We start from the raw sequence: 22,911 nt of genomic DNA, 5'->3' as shown, positions 1-22,911 counted from the left end.
GCAGATGTGTATAAGGGACAAGCCCGGCCAGCCCTCGTACGGCCAGGTCCCGCAGCCCTCGTACGGCCAGGTCCCCGGCCAGGTCCCGCAGCCCTCGTACGGCCAGGTCCCCGGCCAGCAGCCGCAGCCCTCGTACGGCCAGACCCCCGCCCCCTACGGGCAGCAGCAGCCCTCCTACGGGCAGGTCCCCGGCCAGCAGCCGCCCCCGTACGGCCAGATGCCCGGCCAGGGCGCCCCGCACGGCGTGCCCGCGGCGGCCGGACCCGGCCTCGGCGCCGCGCTGCAGCCGTACAAGGAGGTGCCCACCGGCGCCCGCTGGACCTCGCAGAACCAGCAGCTCATGCGTGTCGACCTGGCCATGGGCGGCCAGCCCGTCCTCGCCCGCCAGGGCAGCATGGTCCTGTACCAGGGCAAGGTCGACTTCAGCTACAAGGGCGCGGGCTTCGCCGGCCGCATCGTCGGCAACGCCACCGGCCAGGAGATGCAGCTGATGCGCTGCAGCGGCCGCGGCCAGGTCTTCCTCGCCGAGAACGGCGCGCACCTGCACGCCGTCGAGCTCCAGGGCGACGCCCTCTGCGTCTCCTCCGAGAACGTCCTCGCCTTCGACGAGTCCCTCCAGTACGAGGTCCGCCGCGTCGAGGGCCACGGGATCCCCGGCGGGGCCCTGTTCACCATGCAGTTCCACGGCACCGGCACGGTGATCGTCAAGACGCACGGCACGCCCGTCGTCCTGCCCGTCACCCCGACCACCTTCGCGGACGCCAACGCCATCGTCGCGTGGTCGGCGGCCTCCCAGGTGATCGTTTCCAGCCAGGTCCGGGTGCGCCGCAACGCCTACCCCGGCCACAGCGGGGAGAGCGTGAACCTCCAGTTCCGCGGCGCTCCCGGCAACTTCATCGTCGTCCAGCCGTACGAGGTCTGAGGGAGCCCGTCATGAACGCAATGAACCAGCAGCTCGCGGGCTACGCCCCCACCCCCGTCACGGCCCGCATGGAGAACCACGGCCGCGCCATGCTCAAGGTCGCCATGCAGAGCGGCCAGGACCTCTTCGCCCGCACCGGGTCGATGGTGGCGTACGAGGGCTTCATCCAGTACGAGCCCAACCCGCCGGCCATGCGCCAGATGGCCTCCCAGTGGATCACCGGCGAGGGCGCCCCGCTGATGAAGTGCACCGGCGACGGACTGCTCTACCTCGCCGACTACGGCGCGGACGTCGTCGTGGTCAACCTCGACAACGACGCCCTCTCCGTCAACGGCACCAACCTGCTCGCCTTCGACGCCCACCTCCAGTGGGGCGTCGAGCGCGTCAAGGGCATGGCCAAGTTCGCCGGCCAGGGCCTGTTCAACGTGCAGATCGCGGGCACCGGCTGGGTCGCCATCACCTCCCGGGGCACCCCGATCGTCGTGGACTGCGGCCGCGGCGACGACGAGACGTACGTCGACCCGGACGCGCTCGTCGCCTGGTCCCCGAACCTCAAGGTGAAGGGCAAGCGCAGCTTCAAGGCCTCGTCGATGATCGGCCGGGGCAGCGGGGAGGCCTACCAGATGGCCTTCTCCGGCCAGGGCATCGTCGTCGTACAGCCCAGCGAGGACAGCACCGACCGGCTCCGGACGCGGGGCTGAGGGGGAGCGGACAGATCATGCAGAGCTCACTTTTCGGCTACGCCGAGCAGCAGTCCCAGGAGCGGTACACCGTCCAGAACCCGCAGCTGTTGCGGGTCACCCTGGCCGGATCCGACGACGTGCTCGCCCGCAAGGGCGCCATGGTCGCCTACCAGGGCATCGTCGACTTCGACGGCGAGTACCAGAGCGGCAACCAGCGGGACGCCCGCAGCCGCACCGGCGAGGGCCTCGATCTGATGCGCTGCTCCGGGCAGGGCACGGTCTACCTGGCCAACCTGGCCCAGTACGTGCACGTCGTCGACGTCGACCACGAGGGCCTCACCGTCGACAGCAGCTACGTCCTGGCCATGGACTCCAGCCTGCACCCCGAGGTCATCGCGGTGGACAGCCAGTACGGGATCTCCGGATCCGGCAAGTACCAGCTCAACATCACCGGCCGAGGGAAGGTCGCCCTCATGACCTCCGGGCAGCCGCTGATGATTCAGGTCACGCCCGACAAGTACGTCAACGTGGACGCCGACGCCATCGTCGCCTGGTCCACCTCGCTCCGCGTGCAGATGCAGGCCCAGACCCACTCCACCGGCGTCTGGCGCCGCCGAGGCAACACCGGCGAGGGCTGGGAGCTCAGCTTCCTGGGCACCGGATTCGCCCTCGTGCAGCCGAGCGAGGTGCTGCCACCGCAGAACGCCCAGATCGGCCAGGGCGCGGCCGCGCAGTTCGGCATGGGCCAGCACGGCGCCCACGGCCAGAACCAGAACAACGTCTGGAACTGATCCCGGAACCCACTCCGGAACCTCCCGGAACTCCGGAACCTCCCGGAACTCCGGGGCATCCCGGCCTTCCGAGGCATCCCGGAGGGCCGGAGGCGAGAGGCAAAGAGGGGCGGCTCCCCGCGCGGGGAGCCGCCCCTCAAGCCGCCCGTACGGGCGTCACAGCCGCGCCCGCGCCGCCTCCACCAGCCGTACGACCGAGGTGTCGGCCACCGCCGGCACCTCCTCGTACGGGAACCAGCGCAGGTCCACGGACTCCTCGCTGATCTCCGCCACCGCGCCCGCCGGGGCCAGCGCCGCGTACTGCACGTCCAGGTGCCAGTTGCACGGCGCCGGGATCGGGTGCCGGTCGAGCCGCAGCGGGCCGCCGGGCAGGAGCGCCAGCCCGGAGCCGATGCCGGACTCCTCTACGGCCTCCCGCAGCGCGGCGTCCTCGAGCGTGGCGTCCCCGGGTTCGCAGTGGCCGCCCATCTGCAGCCACATGCCGAGCTTCTTGTGCAGCGTCAGCAGCACGCGGCCCCGCTCCGGGTCGACCACGAGCGCGCTGCCGGTGACGTGCCCCGCCTGGCAGGGCTTGTAGACCCCTTCCGGATGCGCCGCGAGGTGCTCCAGGTAGACGTCCCTCAGGGCGCGCTGCTCTTCGTCCCGGCCCTCGTACCCCTTCAGGACGAGGACCGCGTCTTCGTGGAGGCTCACTGCTTCCCCTCGCCCTTGCCGTCGGCCTGCCCGCCCTGGTCGCCCTGGTCACGCCGCTCCGCCGCCTCGCCGAGCATCTTGTCGATCTCGGAGAAGTCCAGCTGCTCGCGGTGGACGAAGCCGTCCGGGTCGTCGAGGTCGGAGGCGGTCGGCAGCATGTCGGGGTGCGCCCACAGCCCGTCGCGGCCGTCCATGCCGCGCGCGTCGGTCAGCGAGGCCCACAGCCGGGAGGCGTCCCGCAGCCGGCGCGGGCGCAGCTCCAGCCCGATCAGGGTCGCGAAGGTCTGCTCCGCCGGGCCACCCGAGGCACGCCGCCGGCGCATGGTCTCGCGCATGGCGTCCGCCGAGGCGAGCCGGGGCTTGGCCGCCTCGTGCACGACGGCGTCCACCCAGCCCTCGACCAGCGCGAGCGCCGTCTCCAGCCGGGCCAGGGCCGCCTTCTGCTCGGGGGTGTCCTGCGGCTGGAACATGCCGCCCTGCAGGGCCTCCTGCAGCTGCTCCGGGTTGGTCGGGTCGATCTGGCCGACCACGTCCTCCAGCTTCGAGGTGTCGACCTTGATCCCGCGGGCGTAGCCCTCGACCGCGCCGAACAGGTGCGAGCGCAGCCACGGCACGTGCGCGAACAGCCGGGCGTGGGCCGCCTCGCGCAGGGCCAGGTACAGCCGCACCTCCTCCGACGGCACGCCGAGGTCCTTGCCGAGGCCCCCGATGTTCAGCGGCAGCAGCGCCGCCTTGCCCGCCGGGCCCAGCGGCAGCCCGATGTCGGTGGAGCCGACGACCTCGCCGGCGAGCACGCCCACGGCCTGGCCGATCTGCTGGCCGAACATGGCCCCGCCCATGGAGCGCATCATGCCCAGCAGCGGGCCCGCCATGGCCTGCATCTCCTCGGGCAGCACGCTGCCCATGGCCGCGCCGACCCGCTCGGCGACCGGGTCGACGAGCTCCTTCCACACCGGGAGGGTCGCCTCGACCCACTCGGCGCGGCTCCACGCCACGGCCGTGGTGGCTCCCGAGGGCAGCGAGGTCACGTCGTCCAGCCAGTGGTCGGCCAGCCGCATGGCCTCCTCCACCGCGGACTTCTCGGCGATGCCGACGCTGGTGTCCTTCACGCCGTCCGGCGTGCCCTGGGAGACCGTCCGGCGGGCGATGTCCTTGGCCATGTCCCAGTTCACGGGACCGCCCTCGTAGCTGAGCATCTGGCCGAGCTGCTGGAAGGCCGCGCCGAGGTCGGCGGGGTTCATCGAACCGAACATCGCGGCGAACGGGTTGTCGGCACCGCCCTGGCCGCCGGCGCCGCCGGGCAGGCCGAAACCGGCGAACCCGAACGGATTCGGGCCGCCCTGGCCGCCCTGGTTGCCCTTCTTCTTGCCCTCGTCGCCGCTCTCCGGCTCCTCCGGCGGAAGGCCGAATCCGAATGGGGTGTCGCTCACGGGTTTCCTCGGCTCGTAGGGCCGCCGGCGGGTGCCGGCGGGCAAGTGGTCCCACAACACCAACCAGCGTAGACACCGGACCCGGTTCCGGGCTCGATGCTCCGCCGACTCCTGGGCTGCGGCAGGATGGACATCACCTGGTGGGTACGCGTTACGACACGTCCCCACTGAAGACAACCGCTGGAGACGCCTGGTGAGTTCCCCGGATCCGCAGTTTTCGGATAAGCACGGCCGAGCGCCGCACGGCGCCGAGGACCGCCCTGAGCACGGTGAGGGCGTTCGCCAGCCGCGTAACCAGGCGGCCGTGCGCCGGCCCGGTCCCGTGATCGCCGTGACCGGCGCCGCATCCGGGGTCGGCGCCGCGCTGGTGCAGCGCCTGACCGCGTCGGACGAGGTCAAAGAGGTCGTCGCGATCGACGAGCGGCGCGGCGACTGCGCCGCCGCCCTGTGGCAGGTCCTGGACGTACGGGACCCTGCCATCGCCGAGAAGCTGCGCGGCGCGGACGTGGTGGTCCACCTGGCGCTGGACCTCGATCTGGAGACCGACCCGGCGGCCCGTACGGCGTACAACGTGCGGGGGACCCAGACCGTCCTGACGGCTGCCGCCGCGGCCGGGGTGCGGCGGGTCGTGCTGTGCACCTCCGCGATGGTGTACGGGGCGCTGCCGGACAACGACATCCCGCTGTCGGAGGACTCCGAGCTGCGGGCCACCGCCGAGGCCACGGGCGTCGGCGACCTGCTGGAGATCGAGCGGCTGGGCCGCCGGGCGCCGCGCGCGCACCCGGGCCTGAACGTCACCGTGGTCCGCCCTGCCGTGCTGGTCGGCGGCACGGACACGGCTCTGACCCGCTACTTCGAGTCCCCGCGCCTGCTCGTGGTCGCCGGATCCCGCCCGACCTGGCAGTTCTGCCACGTCGACGACCTGGTCAGCGCCCTGGAGTACGCAGCCCTGGAGAAGGTCGAGGGCGAACTGGCGGTGGGCTGCGAGGGCTGGCTGGAGCAGGACGAGGTCGAGGAGCTGAGCGGCATCCGCCGCATGGAACTCCCCTCGGCGGTGGCCCTGGGCGCGGCCGCCCGGCTGCACCGGATCGGCCTGACCCCGTCCCCCGCGGGCGACCTCGCCTACACCATGTACCCGTGGGTGGTGAGCGTCAGCGGGCTGCACGCGGCGGGCTGGCGGCCGCGCTGGACCAACGAGGAGGTGCTGGCCGAACTGCTCCAGGAGGTCGCGGGCCGGCACACGGTCGCGGGCCGCCGGCTGGGGCGCAAGGACGCCACCGCCGCGGGCGCCGCGGGGGCGACGGTCGCGCTGCTGGGCGCCGCCGCGGTGGTCCGCCGGGCCCGCAGGCGGCGCGGGATCTGACCGCGCCCGCGGGCCTGCGCGCCCCGCGGATCCGGGTACCGGACCGGCCCCGCGGACCCCGCCGCGGCCCCGCGCACCCGCCGCGGCGGCTCCGGCCCGGCGGTGTGGTTCCGTCTGCCGTCCCCGGCGGCACCCCGACGGTGCGGTCCTGTAGGAGGCTCCACACCCCTGCCCCGTACAGCCGGTCGAACCGGCTATACCGCGACGGGAGGGCGGTGGTGCACGATGGCTGCATGGCACCGCACTTCGACCACCCCGGCGAGCAGGCCGCACCGGACCCGATCCGGCTGCTCGCGATCCGCGAGACCCCGCTCTCGATCGACGAGGTCTTCCAGGCAGTCGGCGACGACGCGACGGGAGGGACGACGCTCTTCGTCGGCACGGTGCGCAACCACGACGGCGGTGCGGACGTCGACTCGCTCGGCTACTCCTGCCACCCGACTGCCGAGGCGGAGATGCGCCGCACAGCCGAGCGCGTGGTGGCGAAGTACCCGGTACGGGCCCTGGCGGCCGTGCACCGCGTCGGCGACCTGGCCGTCGGCGATCTCGCGGTGGTCGTGGCCGTGTCCTGCCCGCACCGCGGCGAGGCCTTCGAGGCCTGCCGGATGCTGATCGACGACCTCAAGCACGAGGTGCCGATCTGGAAGCACCAGACGTTCTCGGACGGCACCGAGGAGTGGGTCGGCGCCTGCTGACCCCCGGCCGCGGCCGTGCCGGTGCGGGGGAGTACTGTCCCACCCGTTCGGCCGCGCAACACGCCCTCGATTTGCGTAACCCCCCCACGGGCAGGAGCGTTGAAGCCACAACGACAGGCACCTTTTCCACGGGGCTGGGAGGCACGTCCATGGCATCACTGGCGTGGTTGCTGATTCCGCTGTTCGCCGCCATCGGAGCGGCGATATGGGGCAGCTGGGCGGCCCGCGACCGCACCCAGGGAGACATATCCGAGCTCGCGGGGTACGCACGATTCCGCGAGGCCATGGACAAGGTCGACCCGAGCAGGGCGAAGGCGGCCGCACACTCCGGTTCCGACCCGGTCTGACGCTCATCCGGCGTCCCGCGGAACCTCCACGGACCCGGGCTCCCGCATGCCCGCGGACCGGCCCCGGCGGCCGTCCGCCAGGCCCGTCCCGTACTGTCGGTCCCATGCCACGCCGCACCGCGACGATGCTCGCCGCCACCCTCATGCTGTTCGGGCTGCTCTGCGCGGGGGTCTTCATCAAGGTCCCGTACTCGGAGATGAGCCCCGGGCCGACCTGGAACACGCTGGGCGACAACCGCGGTGAAGCCGTCATCAGCATCGGCGAGCACCAGACCTACCCGGCCACCGGGCATCTCAACATGACGACCGTCCGCGTCACGGGCGCGGACTACGACATGAACCTGATCGAAGCGGTCTACGGCTGGCTGTCCGGCGACAACATCGTCGTCCCGCACGAGACGCTCTATCCGGACGGCAAGACGGAGGAGCAGTCGACCCAGGAGAACGCCGAGGAGTTCAGCCAGTCCCAGGAGACCGCCAAGGTGGCGGCCCTGAAGCAGCTGGGCGTCGACGTCCCCACCCGCGTCGTGGTCGCGTCCGTGGTCAAGGGCAGCCCCTCGGAGGGCAGGCTGCACGCGGGCGATGTGGTCCGGGCCGTCGACGGAAGCCCCGTCGGCGCCCCCGGGGACGTCGCGAAGCTGGTCACCAAGCACAAGGCCGGCGAGCCGGTCGAGTTCACGATCGTGCCCGCCGCGGAGGCGGCAGAGGCCCAGAAGGCGCACCGCGAGCCCGCCGGCACGACCAAGATCACGATCACCTCGGCCAAGGCGGAGGGCGACGGCCACGCCATCGTCGGCATCCGGGCCGGCACCGCCCACACCTTCCCGTTCCCCATCGACATCCGGCTGGCCGACGTCGGCGGCCCGAGCGCCGGCCTGATGTTCGCGCTCGGCATCGTCGACAAGCTCACCCCGGGCGACCTGACCGGCGGGAAGTTCGTCGCGGGCACGGGCACCATCGACGAAACCGGCAAGGTCGGCCCCATCGGCGGCATCCAGATGAAGACCATCGGCGCCCGCAAGGCCGGCGCCGAGTACTTCCTGACCCCCGCCGAGAACTGCGCCTCGGCCGTCAAGAACGTCCCCCGCGGCCTGACCCTGATCAAGGTCGGCACCATCGGTGAAGCCCGGCAGGCGCTGGAGAAGATCGGCAAGGGGGACAAGGCCGGGCTGCCGCTCTGTGGCAAGCCCTGACCGCCGCCCCGCCCCGCTGCGCACGGGCCGGGTCGTGACGGTCCTTGCCGCCCGGTCCTACTGGAAGGTCGCGGCGAGCGCGTCGGCGAGCCCGGGCACCAGGCCCGCGCCCGTGAGGACCTCGGTGACGGAGTCCTTGTCGCGCAGCCGCACCGCGGACTCGCGCGAGCCGTCGCGCAGCACCGCCACCGTCAGACGCACCTCCTGGCGCTCCGGGTGCCCGGCGACCCACTTGGCGAGCTGCTTGTCGCCGAGCCCCTCCGGTACGGAGGCCTCCGCGGACGGCGGCAGCATCAGCCGCTCCACGGTCAGGGCGCAGCCGACGACCGCGTCGGGCCAGGCGATGGTGCCCAGGAACTTGTCGAGGGCAGTCCCCTTGGGCAGCTTGTCCTGCTCGATCGGCGTCAGGGAGGACCTGCCGGCGTCGTCGGTGTCGACGCCGAGCTGGTGCGCGAGGCGGGGCTCCTGCCGACGCAGCCGGGCCGTGTCGACCAGCGCGAACAGCCGGGCCGGCTGGTCCCAGCCGAGGCCGGCCGCGTATTCGTCGATCTCGAGGCAGGCGCGGGTCAGCGGGCCGGCCGCCATCGGAGTGCCGGGGGAGGGAGAAACGTTGGTCATGGACAACATCCTGCCTCGTTTCCACCCGCCGACGGGAACTGAGCAAAGCCTCAGTAAGTTTTCAGAGTGGGCTCTACGATCGGGGCCCAGCTTGTGACACGTAACCAGACTCAGCTTTCGAGGTGCGCACCTTGGCTTTCCAGATGCCGGACCGCGGCTCAGGCCCCTCGGGGCCACGGATGAGAGTCGGCCGCCCCTCCCGGCGCTCCCGCACTCTCCTGATGACCTTGGGGGTGCTGGCCGTCCTGGGCATGGCGTTCGTCATGTTCGCAGGCTTCTGGACGGACTGGCTCTGGTTCCGCTCCGTGAAGTACTCCACCGTCTTCACCACCACCCTGTGGACGAGGGTCGGCCTGTTCGCCGTCTTCGGCCTGCTCATGGCGGGCGCGGTGGGGCTGAACATCTGGCTGGCGTACCGGCTCAGGCCGCCGCTCAGCGCGATGTCGCTGGAGCAGCAGAGCCTCGACCGCTACCGGATGAGCATCGCCCCGTACAAAAAGTGGCTGCTGCCGGGCATCTCCGCCCTCGTCGGCATGATCGCGGGCGCCTCCGCGGCCGGCCAGTGGAAGACCTGGCTGATGTACGTGAACGGGGTGTCCTTCGGCAGGAAGGACCCGCAGTTCAAGCTGGACGTGTCCTTCTACACGTTCGACCTGCCCTGGTACCGCTTCCTGCTGGGCTTCGGCTTCGCCGCCGTCATCCTGTCGGTGATCGCCGCCGTCGTCGTCCACTACCTGTACGGCGGACTGCGCGTGACCAGCCCGGGCGCCCGGGCCACGGCCGCGGCGACCGGGCACCTGTCGGTGCTGCTCGGCCTCTTCGTCACGCTGAAGGCCGTCGCGTACTGGCTCGACCGCTACGGCCTGGCCGTGAAGTCGAGCGACTTCAAGGCCGCCGACAACTGGACCGGCCTGCGGTACGTCGACGCGAACGCGTACCTGCCGGCCAAGACGATCCTCGTCGCCATCGCCGCGATCTGCGCCGTGCTCTTCTTCGCGACGCTGTGGCGCCGCACCTGGCAGCTGCCGGTGATCGGCTTCGGCCTGATGGTGCTCTCGGCGATCCTGATCGGCGGGCTGTACCCGGCGATCGTGCAGAAGTTCCAGGTCCAGCCCAATGAGCAGGCGAAGGAAGCGCCGTACGTCGAGAAGAACATCAAGGCCACCCGGGACGCCTACGGGATCGACCAGTCCGAGGTGAAGGACTACCCGGGCGTCCCGCAGACCGACGACAAGGCCAAGCTGCGGCAGGCGGCCGGCACCAACGCCAGCATCCGCATCCTCGACCCGAACATCGTCTCCCCGGCCTTCCAGCAGCTCCAGCAGGTCAAGGGCTACTACGCGTTCCCGTCCACGCTGGCCGTGGACCGGTACAGCGGCCAGGACACCGTCATCGGCCTGCGCGAGCTGAACATCGCCGGCATCCCGAAGAACAACTGGATCAACGACCACTTCAAGTACACGCACGGCTACGGTGTGGTCGCGGCCAAGGGCACCACCGTCGACGACCAGGGCGCCCCCGACTTCACCCAGTCCGACCTCCCCTCCAAGGGGCTCTTCGGCACCGACTTCGAGCAGCGCATCTACTACGGTGAGCGGACGACGCAGTACTCGATCGTCGGCGGCCCGCAGAAGGAGCTCGACTACTCGGACGACAAGGGCGAGAAGGAGACCAGCTACCAGGGCGACTCCGGCGTCAACCTCGGCAATCCGGTGAACCGGGCGGCGTACGCGCTGGCCTTCAGCGAGCCCCAGATCCTCTACTCGGGCGCCATCGGCGAGGGCTCGCGGATCCTCTACAACCGCACGCCCAAGGAGCGCGTCGAGGCCGTCGCCCCGTGGCTGACCATCGACGGGGCCCCGTACCCGGCGGTCATCGACGGCCGCATCAAGTGGATCGTCGACGCCTACACGACGACCAACGGCTACCCGTACGCCTCGCGCACCACGCTGGGCCAGAGCACCGCGGACTCGCTGACCAACAGCCAGCGCGCGGTGGTCGCGCAGGAGAACCAGGTCAACTACATCCGCAACTCGGTCAAGGCCACCGTCGACGCCTATGACGGCACGGTCAGCCTGTACCAGTGGGACGCCGAGGACCCGGTCCTCAAGACCTGGATGAAGGCGTTCCCCGGCACGGTCAAGGCCAAGAGCGAGATCTCCAAGCCGCTCATGGACCACCTGCGCTACCCGCAGGACCTGTTCAAGGTCCAGCGCGAGCTGCTGACCCGGTACCACGTCACCGACCCGCAGACCTTCCTCAGCGGCAGCGAGGCCTGGGCCGTCCCGGACGACCCGACGACCAAGGCCGGCACGGCGGTTCCTCCGTACTACCTGTCGATGAAGATGCCGGGCCAGACGGAGAAGGACCAGGTCTTCTCGCTCACCACGACGTTCACGCCGAACGAGCGGGACAACCTCAGCGCCTTCATGGCGGTCAACGCCGACCCGGGCACCCGGGACTACGGCAAGATCCGCATCCTGAAGCTGCCGACCAGCAAGCCAGTCGACGGCCCGAAGCAGGTGCAGAGCAAGTTCCAGTCGGAGCCGAAGATCGCCGAGTCGATCCGGCTGCTGCGCGGCGGCGACTCCGAGGTCGAGTACGGCAACCTGCTCGCGGTGCCGCTCGAAGGCGGGATGCTGTACGTGGAGCCGGTGTACGTCCGCAGCGCCGGCCTGAAGTATCCGCTGCTGCGCAAGGTGCTGGTGACCTACGGCGGCCAGACCGCCTTCGAGGACACCCTGGACAAGGCGCTGAACGTGGTCTTCGGGGCCGAGGCGCCGACGACGCCCGTGAACCCGCCGCCGGGCGAGGGCACGGTGACGCCGCCGACCGCCCAGAACCCGACGGTCAAGGCGGCCCTCGCCGACGCGCAGAAGGCCATCGAGGAGGCCGACAAGGCGATGAAGGCCGGCGACTGGGCGGCCTACGGCAAGGCGCAGAGCGACCTCCAGGCGGCGCTGAAGCGGGCGATCGACGCGGAGGCGAAGGAGTCGGCCCCGAAGCCGGCGGGCTGAAACCGGTAATGGCTCGGTCCCGCGTCGTGATACGGTGGTTTCACCGACGCGGGGTGGAGCAGCTCGGTAGCTCGCTGGGCTCATAACCCAGAGGTCGCAGGTTCAAATCCTGTCCCCGCTACTGAAAGACGAAGGCCCGGATCCTTGGATCCGGGCCTTCGTCATGTCCGCGATCGATACATCGGGGCATGAGGTAGCCGGGGCGGGTGAGTTGGGCCGGGACCGTGTTTGACTTGTCTCTCTGTGGGCATGTCGACAAAACGCTGTAGTGACCTCACAGGCTGCGACATACCAGGTGTACGCGGGTAGCAGGTGATGCGACGATGGGGTATATGGGGGACAGGTCAACTCTGCTGGAGACAGGGCGGTTTGTGAGGGCGGCCGAAGCAGGGTCGGATGCAGCAGTCAAAGAGGAGGCTTGGGTCGTTAACGCGCAGACCCCACTGACCGATGCGGGTTTCGCGGAGGAGGTGTTCGCCGAGGCCGACACGGCCAGCGACACCGAGCTGGAGGCACGCCACCGGGTCGCGGCCGACCGCGGGGACCCCGGGGCGATGAGCGTCCTCGGAGCCCTGCTGCTGCGGCGCGGGGACCTTGACGGAGCCGAGCCGTACCTGCGCGGCGCCACCGCGGAGGGGGACCGCGCCGCCGCCAACAACCTGGGCGTCCTGCTGCTCCAGCGCGGCTACCCCGACGAGGCCGCCGACTGGTGGCGGGTCGCCGCCGTCGCCGGATCCGCCCCCGCGGCCCACGCCCTGGGCCGCCACTTCCGCGAGCGCGGGGACGAGCCCGCCGCCGAGTACTGGTTCCGGCAGGCGGCGGAATCCGGCCACGCCCTCGGCGCGTACGCCCTGGCCGACCTGCTGGAGCACCGCGGCGACAAGGGCATCGAGCGCTGGCTGCGGCAGGCCGCCGAGCAGGGCCACCGCGAGGCCGCGTACCGCCTGGCCCGGCACCTGCGCAAGGGCGACCCCGCCGAGGCCGAGCAGTGGTACCGGCAGGCCGCCGCGCGCGGCCACCGGCGCGCCGCCCTGCACCTGGGCGCGCTGCTGGAGGCCCGCGGCGAGCTCAAGGAGGCCGGGCGCTGGTACCTGACCTCCGCCAAGCAGGGCGAGGCGCGCGCCGCGTGCGCCCTCGGCTTCCTGCTGCGCGACGCCGGGGACGAGGAGAGCGCGATCGCCTGGTGGAACCGGGCCGCGCAGGACGGCGACGGCAACGCCGCCAACGCGCTCGGCGCCCTGCACGCCGCACGGGGCGAGACCGAGACCGCGGAGAAGTGGTACAGGATCGCGATGGACGCCGGCGATCAGAACGGGGCGTACAACCTGGCCCTGCTGTGCGCCGCGCAGGACCGGACCGCGCAGGCCGAGCAGTTCTACCGGCGGGCGGCCTACGCCGGCCACCGCGAGGCGGCCAACGCCCTCGCCATCATGCTGCTCCAGGTCGGCGACGCGGCCGGGGCCGAGCCCTGGTTCTCGAAGGCGGCCGAGGCCGGCAGCGTGGACGCCGCATTCAACCTCGGGATCCTCTTCGCGAGCCGTGACGACGACCGCACGGCACTGAAGTGGTACGAGCGGGCGGCCTCGGCCGGCCACACCGACGCCGCACTGCAGGTCGGCATCGCCCTGGTGCGCGACGGCGAGGAGCGGGCCGCCGAGCGGCACCTGCGGTGCGCGGCCGGCGGCGGCAGCGCGGAGGCCGCGTTCCGGCTGGCCGCGCTTCTGGAGTCGCTGGCCCCGCCGCCGGAGCCGCCGGCCCTGGGCGCGCCCGTCGGCGGCGGCGCCCGCACCGAGAGCGAGGACTGGTACGAGCGGGCCGCCGAGCAGGGGCACCGCCGCGCGCAGGTGCGGGTCGGGATGCTCGCCGCGGCCCGCGGCGACATGGCGGTGGCGGCGCGCTGGTACCGGGAGGCGGCGGAGGCCGGCTCCCGCAACGGCGCGTTCAACCTCGGGCTGCTGCTCGCGCGCGAGGGGAACGAGCCGGAGGCCGCCCTATGGTGGACCCGGGCGGCCGTGGCCGGCCACGGCCGCGCCGCGCTGCGCCTGGGGCTCCTCGCCGCCCGGCACGGTGACCTGGCCGAGGGGCAGAAGTGGTGCGTGCGCGCGATAGAGCTGGGACCGGCCGAGGTCGCGGAGCGCGCCGCCCGGCTGCGTGACGCGCTCGCCGACGAGCTGTCCGTGTAGGGCCGGTCCGGTGCCGCGTTCGTTAAGCGATTTGCATCTGCCGGGCGGCCTCGCGTAAAGTCAGGTTCACCGACGCGGGGTGGAGCAGCTCGGTAGCTCGCTGGGCTCATAACCCAGAGGTCGCAGGTTCAAATCCTGTCCCCGCTACTGATGGCGAAGGCCCGGATCCTCAGGATCCGGGCCTTCGCCGTTTCCGCCGGAAGCCGGATCCAGCACGCCGCGACCTGCATGAAGACACGGGAAAGGCCCGGGGGCAGCCGCTCCCGGGCCTTTCTGCCGTCGTCAGGCGCCGGAGCAGTCCGGGCACACACCGCGGTAGGTCACCTCGACCGCCGACACCACGAAGCCGAACCGCTCTGCGTCCGGCAGGTCGGCCAGCGGGTTGCCCGCCGGGTGCACGTCGCGGATCGCCCCGCACCGGGCGCACACCAGGTGCTGGTGGGGCTTGTGGGCGTTGGGGTCGTAGCGCTTGGCCCGCCGGTCCGTGGAGACCTCCAGGACCTCGCCGAGGGCCACGAGCTCACCCAGGGTGTTGTAGACCGTCGCCCGGGAGATCTCGGGCAGCTTGTCCACGGCGCGCGCGTGTACCTCGTCCGCCGTCAGGTGGACGTGATCACCGTCGAGCACCTCGGCCACGACGCGCCGCTGTGCGGTCATGCGCCATCCGCGGCCGCGAAGTCGTTCCAGCAGGTCACTCATGGACACCAGCCTAACAGCGGGGGACCGGGTGCAATTCCCGAGCCCGTACGGACTTGGATGCTTATTTGAATTAGACAGAGTCCATTGTAGGATCGGGTACGGCATTGGCCGAGGACAGACACAGGCCGGGACAGGACACGGCAGCAATGACGCAGGAGGCGCACGTGACGCAGGGACCGCTCACCACGGAGGCCGGGGCTCCGGTCGCCGACAACCAGAACAGCGAGACGGCGGGCGTCGGCGGTCCGGTCCTGGTCCAGGACCAGCTCCTGCTGGAGAAGCTCGCCCACTTCAACCGCGAGCGCATCCCGGAGCGCGTCGTGCACGCCCGCGGCGCCGGCGCCTACGGCACCTTCACCGTCACGGCCGACGTGACGCCGTACACCCGTGCCGCGTTCCTCTCCGGGACGGGCAAGGAGACCGAGGTCTTCCTCCGGTTCTCGACCGTGGCCGGCAACCTCGGGGCCGCCGACGCCGTGCGCGACCCCCGCGGCTTCGCGCTGAAGTTCTACACCGAAGAGGGCAACTACGACCTCGTCGGCAACAACACCCCGGTGTTCTTCATCAAGGACGCCATCAAGTTCCCCGACTTCATCCACACCCAGAAGCGCGACCCTTACACCGGGTCGACCGAAGCGGACAACGTCTGGGACTTCTGGGGCCTGTCGCCCGAGTCCACCCACCAGGTGACCTGGCTGTTCGGCGACCGCGGCATCCCGGCCTCGTACCGCCACATGAACGGCTACGGCTCGCACACCTACCAGTGGAACAACGAGGCGGGCGAGGTCTTCTGGGTCAAGTACCACTTCAAGACCGACCAGGGCATCAAGAACCTCACCCAGGCCGAGGCCAATGCCCTCGCCGGCGAGGACCCGGACTCCCACCAGCGCGACCTGCGCGAGGCCATCGAGCGCGGCGAGTTCCCCACCTGGACCGTGCAGGTCCAGATCATGCCGGCGGCGGACGCGGCGGCCTACCGCTTCAACCCGTTCGACCTCACCAAGGTGTGGCCGCACGAGGACTACCCGCCGATGGAGATCGGCAGGCTGGAGCTCAACCGCAACCCGGAGAACGTCTTCGCCGAGGTGGAGCAGAGCATCTTCAGCCCGGCCCACTTCGTGCCCGGCATCGGCCCGTCCCCGGACAAGATGCTCCAGGGCCGCCTCTTCGCCTACGGCGACGCCCACCGCTACCGCGTCGGCATCAACGCCGACCACCTGCCGGTGAACCGCCCGCACGCCACCGCGGCGCGCACCAACTCCCGTGACGGCTTCCTCTACGACGGCCGCCACAAGGGTGCGAAGAACTACGAGCCGAACTCCTTCGGCGGCCCGCACCAGACCGACCGCCCGCTGTGGCAGCCGCTCCCGGTCACCGGGGCCACCGGCGACCACGCCGCGCCGGCCCACTCCGAGGACGACGACTTCGTCCAGGCGGGCAACCTCTACCGCCTGATGTCCGAGGACGAGAAGGGCCGTCTGATCCAGAACCTGGCCGGCTTCATCGCCAAGGTCTCCCGTGACGACATAGCCGAGCGCGCGATCGACAACTTCCGTCAGGCGGACGGCGACTTCGGCAAGCGGCTGGAGGTCGCGGTCCAGGCCCTGCGCGGCTGAACCGGCCGCTTGCCGTAGGGGGCGGCGGGCCGGATCCCCGGAGGATCCGGCCCGCCGCCGTTCTCCTGTGCCTATGCCGCCACGGTGCTGCGCCGGGTCGGCACCCAGCAGCGGATGATGTCGCGGACGGACACGATGCCCACGGGGCCACCGTCCTCGACGACGATCAGATGCCGGAAGCCGCCGTGGGCCATTGCCTCGGCGGCATCCTGCAGGGGGGTCTCCGGGGTGCAGAACACGACGTTGTTCGTGGTGTGCGCACCCACGGACTCCCGGTCGGGGTCGTGGCCCGCGCCGATGGAGTTGAGGACGTCCCGTTCGGTCAGGATGCCGATTCCGCTGTGCTCGGGGTCGAGGACGACGGCCGCGCCGACCCGGCGGCCGGACATCAGGCAGGCCGCCTGTCGGATGGTGTGGGCGGGGCCGAGGGTGAGGATCACGGTGCTCATGGCGTCACGGACGAGCATGAAGAGAGCCACCTCCTGGGAGAGTCCTCCGCTTGAGAAGTCATTCACAAGTGCACAAGCGGGGGATTTTCAGATTCCCACGGCCACGAAGGGTCATCAAGAGGGCGCATGCGGTTGTCCGGCCGCAGGTGCGGGCGCAAGCGCGGCCCGCAGCGGTCCGGGGCAGCCGCGGGTCCGCACCGGTGCGGCGCGAGCGCACGCACGGACCCGTGCCGGCCCACCGGCCCGTGCCGGCCCACCGGCCCGTGCCGGCCCGCGGCTCAGGCGCCGGGCCGCAGGTAGCCGAGCATCCGGTCGTGCAGCAGCCCGTTCGAGGCCGCCGCGTTCCCGCCGTGGACGCCGTCCACCCCGTCCAGGCTGGTGAAGCGGCCGCCCGCCTCCTGGACCACGGCCGCGATGGCCGCCATGTCCCACAGGTTCAGCTCCGGCTCGGCGCACAGGTCGAGCGAACCCTCCGCGACCATCATGTACGGCCAGAAGTCCCCGTAGCCGCGGGTCCGCCAGCACTGCCGGGTCAGCTCCAGGAACCCGTCGAGCCGGCCCTGCTCCTCCCAGCCGCTCAGCGAGGAGTACGCGAACGACGCGTCGCCGAGGGAGCCCACCTTCGACACGCCGATGCGCTGCGGCTCGCCGCCCAGCGCTCCGCCCGCGTACGCGCCCCCGCCCTGCGCCGCCCACCAGCGGCGGCCCAGCGCGGGCGCCGAGACCACCCCGACGACGGGTCGGAACACCCCGTCGGAGCCCTCCTCCATCAGCGAGATCAGGGTCGCCCAGACGGGCACGCCGCGCACGTAGTTCTTCGTGCCGTCGATCGGGTCCACGACCCAGCGGCGCGGGCCGCTGCCCTTCAGGCCGTACTCCTCGCCCAGGATGGCGTCCCCGGGCCGTGCCGCCTCGATCCCCGCCCCGACGACCTCCTCGGCAGCCCGGTCCGCCTCGCTCACCGGGGTCATGTCCGGCTTCGTCTCGACCTTCAGGTCCAGGGCGCGGAACCGCTCCATCGTGACGGCGTCCGCCGCGTCGGCGAGCTCCAGGGCGAGGCGCAGGTCATCTTCGTACTCGGGCATGCCCGAACAGTATCGGGAGGCGCGGGGGCGGGCGAGCGGCGTCCACCGTGCGACCGGACAGGCGCCCTTGACAGGATCTGTCGGCCCGTCAACTCTGGCGGAGGAGTCGAGCGGGGAGGCGCGATGCCGGCAGCACGGGAGTCCTTGCTGGAAGCGGCGTCAGTGGCGCTGTCGGCGCGCCCCTGGCCGTCCGTGCGGATGGTCGACGTGGCGGCCGCCGCCGGCGTGTCCCGGCAGACCCTCTACAACGAGTTCGGGGGCAAGGCGGGCCTCGGCCGCGCCCTCGTGCGCCGCGAGGCCGACTGGTACCTCGACGGGATCGACCGGGTGTTGCGCGCCCCGGCCGCCAGCGGGGGAGACCGGCTCGCCTCGGTCGCCGAGTGGACCGTACGGGCGGCCCGCGCGCGCCCCCTCGTACGGGCCCTGCTGACCGGCTCCTGGGACGGCACGCTGCCGATGCCGCCCGGGCAGGACGCCCGGCCCGGCGTGCCCGCGCCCGCCCCCGCAGAGCTCGCCCGGGCGGTGCGGGCGCGGGCGGCGGCCGTGCTCGCACCCGGCGACGGGGGGCAGCGGTGCGAACTGGCCGTGCGGCTCGCGCTGTCGTACGTCATAGCCCCGGCGCGGGAGCCGGGGCTCGGTGAGCTGCTCGGGCTGCTGAGGCTGCTCAGTGAGCCGACCCGGACAGCTGGAGGCCGATGACCCCGAGGATGACCAGCGCGATCGAGACGATCTTGAGGGTGGAGGCCACGTCGCCGAGGAAGACCATGCCGTAGACCGCGGTCCCGGCCGCGCCGATGCCGGTCCACACCGCGTACGCGGGCCCCACGTCCAGCTTCTTCAGGGCCAGGGTCAGCAGGCCGAAGCTGCCGAGCGCAAAGGCGGCGAAGGCGATCGTCGGCCACAGCCGGGTGAACCCGTGGGACAGCTTCAGGCAGACCGCGAACCCGGTCTCCAGGAGTCCGGCGACGACGACCAGCAGCCACGCCATGGCGAATGCCTCCCCGCGTCAGGTGACATCGCGTCACTCAATGCGATTATGCATTCACCGGACCGTGATCCCGGCAAACCCTCCCGGACCCCGCCGGACGATCAGTCGCCCTCGCGCCGCTCCCGCGTCCCCAGCAGCCGCCGCAGCGAGTCCAGCCGGGCCGGGTCGGCGTGTCCCTCCGCCACCCACGCGTCGAGCGCGCAGTCCTGCTCGTCGTGGCTGCACGCGCGCGGGCAGTCCTCCGTACCGGGCACCAGGTCCGGAAAGGCCAGGATCACCCGCGACGGGTCCACGTGGTGCAGGCCGAACGACCGCACGCCCGGGGTGTCGATGACCCAGCCGTCACCGGACGGCAGCGGCAGGGCCAGCGCCGAGGTGGTGGTGTGCCGACCGCGCCCGGTCACCGCGTTGACGCGGCCGGTCGCCCGCTGGCGGCCCTCGCCGACCAGCGAGTTCACCAGGGTCGTCTTGCCGACGCCCGAGTGGCCCACGAAGGCGGTGATCCGGCCGGCCAGCCGCTCGCGCACCCGCTCGGCGGCCTCGCCGGCCGCCAGCTCCTCGCGGTTGGTCACCACGTAGTTGACGCCCAGCGTCGCGTAGATCTCCAGGATCTTGTCGGGGGACGTCAGGTCCGACTTCGTGAGCACCAGCAGCGGCTCCAGCCCGGCGTCGTACGCGGCCACCAGACAGCGGTCGATCATGCGAGGCCGCGGCTCAGGGTCCGCCAGCGCGGTCACGATGGCCAGCTGGTCGGCGTTGGCGACGACCACCCGCTCGTACGGGTCGTCGTCGTCCGCGGTGCGCCGCAGGACGGACCTGCGCTCCTCGATCCGCACGATCCGCGCCAGGGTGTCCTTCTTCCCGGACAGGTCGCCGACGAGCCACACCCGGTCGCCGACCACCGCGGCCTTGCGGCCGAGCTCGCGCGCCTTCATGGCGACGATCGTGCGGTCCTCCACCAGGCAGGTCAGCCGGCCGCGGTCGACGGTGAGGACGAAGCCCTCCGCCGCGTCCTCGTGTTTCGGCCGCTTGCTGGTGCGGGGCCGGTTGCCCTTCGGGTTCGGGCGGGAGCGGATGTCGTCCTCGTCGGTGTGCTTGCCGTACCTGCGCATGACGGCCCTACGCTCCCGAGCCCGCGAGCATGTCCGTCCACATCCTCGGGAAGTCCGGCAGCGTCTTCGCGGTCGTCGCCACGTTCTCGATCTGCACGCCGCCGACGGCCAGGCCGATCACGGCGCCCGCGGTGGCCATCCGGTGGTCGTCGTACGTGCGGAACACGCCCCCGTGCAGCGGGCGGGGGCGGATGTGCAGGCCGTCGGCGGTCTCCGTGACGTCGCCGCCGAGCCCGTTGATCTCCGCGGTCAGCGCCGCCAGCCGGTCCGTCTCGTGCAGCCGCAGGTGCGCCACGCCGCGCAGGGTGGACGGGGAGTCCGCCAGCGCCGCAACGGCCGCGATGCCGGGCGTCAGCTCGCCGACCTCGCCCAGGTCCACGTCGATGCCGTGGATCTTGCCGGTGCCCGTGAAGACCAGGCCCGCATCGGTCAGCTCGCAGGATCCGCCCATCTCGGTGAAGATCCGGCGCAGCTCGTCGCCGGGCTGCGTGGTGCGGTGCGGCCAGTCCGGGACCGTGACCGTGCCGCCCGTGATCAGGGCCGCCGCGAGGAACGGCTGCGCGTTCGACAGGTCCGGCTCCACCACCATGTCACGGCCCAGCAGCGCGCTCGGCGCGACCCGCCACACGTTCGGCTCGCCACCCGCCTCCGGCGTGTCGACCTGGGCGCCCGCCGCGCGCAGCATCTCCACCGTCATCCGGATGTGCGGCATCGAGGGCAGGGCCGCGCCGACGTGCCGCACCTCCACGCCCTGGTTGAAGCGCGGGGCCGCGAGCAGCAGCGCGGAGATGAACTGGGACGAGTTGCTCGCGTCGAGCTCGACCGTGCCGCCCTCCAGCGCCCCGCCGCCCTGCACGGTCAGCGGCAGCGCGCCCCGGCCGCCGTCGTCGATACGGGCGCCCAGCTTGCGCAGGGCGGTGATGACCTGGCCGAGCGGCCGCTCGTAGGACCGCGGGTCGCCGTCGAAGCGGATGTCGCCGTCGGCGAGCGTGGCCACCGGCGGCAGGAAGCGCATGACCGTGCCGGCGTTGCCGACGTCGACGGTGGCCGGGCCGTGCAGGGCCGCCGGGATGATCCGCCATGCCTCGCCGCCCGCGCCGTCGCCGGAGCTGGACGAGACGGTCTCCTCGATGCCCACGCCCATCGCCCGCAGGGCGTCCGCCATCAGCTGCGAGTCCCGCGAGCGCAGCGGGCGGCGCACCCAGCCGGGCTCCGCCGAGAGCGCCGCGAGGACCAGGGCCCGGTTGGTCACCGACTTCGACCCGGGCACGGTGACGGTGGCGTGGACGGTGCCGTCGGCGTGCGGGGCAGGCCAGAGGGCGGGGAGCGCGGGGGTCTGGGTCATGGCCACCACTTTAGTGGCTCCGCCCGGGCGCTGATCGTGATCGAGCCGCGCCCCGGGGCCCGGTCTCAGAGGGTGAGAAGCCAGCGCGCGCCGCCGATCAGCGAGCACAGCGCGACGGCGTGGAAGAGGAACAGCCACAGCACCGGGTGCGTGTGGGTGAGGCGGCCCAGCTGGTCCGCGTCCGAATCCGGTGCGCCGCCGTGCCGCCGCTTGGCCCCCAGCTCGAACACCGGCCGGACCCCGCCCAGCAGCAGGAACCACACGGCCGCGTACGCGAACGCCGCCTGGACCTCGGCCGGGGCGAGCCAGGACACCAGGACGAACGTGCCGCCGGCCAGCACGACCGTCAGGGCCCCGTACGCGTTGCGGATCATGACCAGCATCGCCAGCAGCAGCGCTGTCGCCGCCCACAGCAGCAGCGTGATCCGGTGCGCCGACAGCAGCGTGGCCCCGCCGAGCCCCAGCAGCGAGGGCGCCGTGTACCCGGCGGCCGCCGTCAGGATCATCCCGAGGCCGGTCGGCTTGCCGCGGCTGACGGTGACCCCGCTGGTGTCCGAGTGCAGCCGGATCCCGTCGAGCCGCCGCCCCGTCAGCAGCGCCAGCAGGCCGTGGCCGCCCTCGTGCGCGATGGTCACGGCGTTGCGGGAGACCCGCCACACCGGGTGCGGCGCCACGAGCGCCAGTGCGGCCAGGCCCGTCACTATCACCAGCCACAGGGCCGGCGGGGTCTGTATGCCCGTGAGCCGGTCCCACAGGCCGGCCGGCGTGGTGCTGTCCATAAAGCGGCGGACTCCTTGCGGTGAGGGTCGGAGGGCACCTCCCGGCGGTGGCCGGGGGCGACATGGCAGTGTGACAGCCATGTGCGGACGGTATGCAGCGGGCCGCGGGCCCGAGGACCTCGCCCGGATCTTCGGGGTCGAGCGGTGGGAGCCCGAGGAGACCCTGGCCCCCGATTGGAACGTGGCGCCGACGAAGGCGGTCCACGCCGTCCTCGACCGCCCCCTCAAAGACGCCCCGAGCCCGCGCCCGGTTCGCCAGCTGCGCGTCCTTCGGTGGGGCCTCGTCCCGTCCTGGGCCAAGAACCCCGACGGCGCCGCCCGGATGATCAACGCCCGGTCCGAGACCCTCGCCGAGAAGCCGTCCTTCCGCCGCCCCTTCATGCAGCGCCGCTGCATCATCCCCGCCGACGGGTACTACGAGTGGGTCACCGCCCACGACGAGCGCCGCCTGGAGGTCGAGGGGAAGCGGAAGCGGGCCCGCAAGCAGCCGTACTTCGTGCTCCCCGCCGACGGCTCCGTCTTCGCCATGGCCGGCATCTACGAGTTCTGGCGCGACCGCACCCTCCCCGACGAGCACCCGCAGGCCTGGTGGGCGACCTGCTCGGTGATCACCGCCGAGGCCGAGACCGCGCCGCTGGCCGTCGCCCCCGCCGACGGGCCGCGCGCCCTGTGCGAGATCCACCCCCGGATGCCGCTGATGCTCACCCCGGACCGCTGGGACGCCTGGCTGGACCCGGCGAACACCGACGCCGACGGCTCGCTGCAGAAGCTCCTCGCGCCGCCGCCGGGCGGGCTGATGCGCGCCTTCCCCGTCTCCACCGCCGTGAGCAACGTGCGCAACAACGGCCCCGAGCTGCTGCAGGAACTGGACGCGCCGGAGGAGGGCACCCTCTTCTAAGACTT

At 72.1% G+C, this 22,911-nt stretch carries 22 protein-coding genes and 2 tRNA genes; 14 read left to right on the top strand and 10 right to left on the bottom strand.

Annotated features, from left to right (window positions below):
• The 3 genes from HYE82_RS06095 to HYE82_RS06085 all read left to right on the top strand — a co-directional run.
• The coding region (locus tag HYE82_RS06095) for an AIM24 family protein (RefSeq protein ID WP_179172885.1) at positions 1-922 on the top strand (922 nt) is incomplete at its 5' end.
• 20 nt (positions 923-942) lie between these two features.
• Entirely contained in the window at positions 943-1,623 is a 681-nt protein-coding gene (locus HYE82_RS06090; RefSeq protein WP_179172891.1) for an AIM24 family protein, read from the top strand.
• Between the two features lie 17 nt (positions 1,624-1,640).
• The gene (locus HYE82_RS06085) at positions 1,641-2,396 is read left to right on the top strand and encodes an AIM24 family protein (protein ID WP_179172884.1); all 756 of its coding nucleotides are present in this window, start codon (positions 1,641-1,643) and stop codon (positions 2,394-2,396) included.
• Positions 2,397-2,552: 156 nt separating this feature from the next.
• On the opposite strand, the gene HYE82_RS06080 is transcribed toward HYE82_RS06085, so the two are convergent.
• Positions 2,553-3,089, bottom strand: a complete 537-nt coding sequence (locus HYE82_RS06080) for an NUDIX hydrolase (protein WP_179172883.1) — start codon at positions 3,087-3,089, stop codon at positions 2,553-2,555.
• Positions 3,086-4,519: a zinc-dependent metalloprotease gene (locus tag HYE82_RS06075; RefSeq protein WP_179172882.1), complete on the bottom strand. Its 1,434-nt coding sequence runs from the start codon at positions 4,517-4,519 to the stop codon at positions 3,086-3,088. Before HYE82_RS06075 ends, HYE82_RS06080 begins: the two co-directional genes overlap by 4 nt.
• A 304-nt stretch (positions 4,520-4,823) precedes the next feature.
• Here HYE82_RS06075 and HYE82_RS06070 point away from each other — a divergent pair, with 304 nt between their 5' ends.
• From HYE82_RS06070 to HYE82_RS06055, 4 genes are all read left to right on the top strand, one after another.
• Positions 4,824-5,882, top strand: coding sequence for an SDR family oxidoreductase (locus tag HYE82_RS06070; RefSeq protein ID WP_179172881.1), 1,059 nt, complete (start codon positions 4,824-4,826; stop codon positions 5,880-5,882).
• Between the two features lie 233 nt (positions 5,883-6,115).
• Positions 6,116-6,577 (top strand): molybdenum cofactor biosynthesis protein MoaE, encoded by a 462-nt coding sequence (locus HYE82_RS06065; RefSeq protein WP_179172880.1) that lies wholly within the window; start codon positions 6,116-6,118, stop codon positions 6,575-6,577.
• Positions 6,578-6,726: 149 nt separating this feature from the next.
• Positions 6,727-6,924: a hypothetical protein gene (locus tag HYE82_RS06060; protein WP_179172879.1), complete on the top strand. Its 198-nt coding sequence runs from the start codon at positions 6,727-6,729 to the stop codon at positions 6,922-6,924.
• 104 nt (positions 6,925-7,028) lie between these two features.
• Positions 7,029-8,117: a PDZ domain-containing protein gene (locus tag HYE82_RS06055; RefSeq protein WP_179172878.1), complete on the top strand. Its 1,089-nt coding sequence runs from the start codon at positions 7,029-7,031 to the stop codon at positions 8,115-8,117.
• Between the two features lie 57 nt (positions 8,118-8,174).
• Here the strand turns inward: HYE82_RS06055 and HYE82_RS06050 are convergent, their stop codons facing one another.
• Complete coding sequence (locus tag HYE82_RS06050) at positions 8,175-8,744, bottom strand: PPA1309 family protein (protein WP_179172877.1); 570 nt, start codon at positions 8,742-8,744, stop codon at positions 8,175-8,177.
• Positions 8,745-8,878: 134 nt separating this feature from the next.
• Here HYE82_RS06050 and HYE82_RS06045 point away from each other — a divergent pair, with 134 nt between their 5' ends.
• The 4 genes from HYE82_RS06045 (at position 8,879) to HYE82_RS06030 (ending at position 14,082) form a co-directional block, all read left to right on the top strand.
• Positions 8,879-11,752 carry a UPF0182 family protein gene (locus HYE82_RS06045; RefSeq protein WP_218782299.1) on the top strand — a complete coding sequence of 958 codons (2,874 nt, stop codon included), beginning with the start codon at positions 8,879-8,881 and terminating at the stop codon, positions 11,750-11,752.
• Positions 11,753-11,799: 47 nt separating this feature from the next.
• Positions 11,800-11,873: transfer RNA gene (locus HYE82_RS06040), tRNA-Met, on the top strand.
• 202 nt (positions 11,874-12,075) lie between these two features.
• Entirely contained in the window at positions 12,076-13,935 is a 1,860-nt protein-coding gene (locus tag HYE82_RS06035; RefSeq protein WP_179172875.1) for a tetratricopeptide repeat protein, read from the top strand.
• Between the two features lie 73 nt (positions 13,936-14,008).
• Positions 14,009-14,082 (top strand) — tRNA-Met (locus HYE82_RS06030).
• Positions 14,083-14,217: 135 nt separating this feature from the next.
• On the opposite strand, the gene HYE82_RS06025 is transcribed toward HYE82_RS06030, so the two are convergent.
• Positions 14,218-14,634: a Fur family transcriptional regulator gene (locus tag HYE82_RS06025; protein ID WP_179172874.1), complete on the bottom strand. Its 417-nt coding sequence runs from the start codon at positions 14,632-14,634 to the stop codon at positions 14,218-14,220.
• 146 nt (positions 14,635-14,780) lie between these two features.
• Between HYE82_RS06025 and HYE82_RS06020 the strand changes: the two genes are divergently transcribed.
• Positions 14,781-16,250 (top strand): catalase, encoded by a 1,470-nt coding sequence (locus HYE82_RS06020; RefSeq protein WP_179172873.1) that lies wholly within the window; start codon positions 14,781-14,783, stop codon positions 16,248-16,250.
• Positions 16,251-16,321: 71 nt separating this feature from the next.
• Here HYE82_RS06020 and HYE82_RS06015 read toward each other — a convergent pair whose 3' ends face one another.
• Positions 16,322-16,717 (bottom strand): cyclic nucleotide-binding/CBS domain-containing protein, encoded by a 396-nt coding sequence (locus HYE82_RS06015; protein WP_179172872.1) that lies wholly within the window; start codon positions 16,715-16,717, stop codon positions 16,322-16,324.
• A 260-nt stretch (positions 16,718-16,977) separates the two neighbouring features.
• Entirely contained in the window at positions 16,978-17,784 is an 807-nt protein-coding gene (hisN, locus tag HYE82_RS06010) for a histidinol-phosphatase (RefSeq protein WP_179172871.1), read from the bottom strand.
• A 123-nt stretch (positions 17,785-17,907) separates the two neighbouring features.
• On the opposite strand from hisN, the gene HYE82_RS06005 reads away from it, so the two are divergent.
• Positions 17,908-18,483, top strand: a complete 576-nt coding sequence (locus HYE82_RS06005; protein WP_179172870.1) for a TetR/AcrR family transcriptional regulator — start codon at positions 17,908-17,910, stop codon at positions 18,481-18,483.
• Here the strand turns inward: HYE82_RS06005 and HYE82_RS06000 are convergent.
• From HYE82_RS06000 to HYE82_RS05985, 4 genes are all read right to left on the bottom strand, one after another.
• A complete protein-coding gene (locus HYE82_RS06000; RefSeq protein ID WP_179172869.1) occupies positions 18,449-18,772 on the bottom strand; it encodes a multidrug efflux SMR transporter in 324 nt (107 codons plus the stop codon). The genes HYE82_RS06005 and HYE82_RS06000 overlap by 35 nt on opposite strands.
• Before the next feature lie 101 nt (positions 18,773-18,873).
• On the bottom strand, positions 18,874-19,884 hold the full coding sequence (gene rsgA / locus HYE82_RS05995; RefSeq protein WP_179172868.1) for a ribosome small subunit-dependent GTPase A: 1,011 nt from the start codon (positions 19,882-19,884) through the stop codon (positions 18,874-18,876).
• A gap of 7 nt (positions 19,885-19,891) precedes the next feature.
• Positions 19,892-21,229 (bottom strand): 3-phosphoshikimate 1-carboxyvinyltransferase, encoded by a 1,338-nt coding sequence (gene aroA, locus HYE82_RS05990; RefSeq protein ID WP_179172867.1) that lies wholly within the window; start codon positions 21,227-21,229, stop codon positions 19,892-19,894.
• A gap of 65 nt (positions 21,230-21,294) precedes the next feature.
• The gene (locus tag HYE82_RS05985; protein WP_179172866.1) at positions 21,295-22,008 is read right to left on the bottom strand and encodes a M50 family metallopeptidase; all 714 of its coding nucleotides are present in this window, start codon (positions 22,006-22,008) and stop codon (positions 21,295-21,297) included.
• Between the two features lie 79 nt (positions 22,009-22,087).
• Here HYE82_RS05985 and HYE82_RS05980 point away from each other — a divergent pair, with 79 nt between their 5' ends.
• Positions 22,088-22,906: an SOS response-associated peptidase gene (locus HYE82_RS05980; protein WP_179172865.1), complete on the top strand. Its 819-nt coding sequence runs from the start codon at positions 22,088-22,090 to the stop codon at positions 22,904-22,906.
• The last annotated feature ends 5 nt before the right edge of the window (positions 22,907-22,911 follow it).

Source organism: Streptomyces sp. BR123, assembly GCF_013401435.1.
GTDB lineage: Bacteria > Actinomycetota > Actinomycetes > Streptomycetales > Streptomycetaceae > Streptomyces.
Note: the sequence above shows the minus strand (reverse complement) of the source record. Positions and strands in the feature narration are given on the sequence as shown.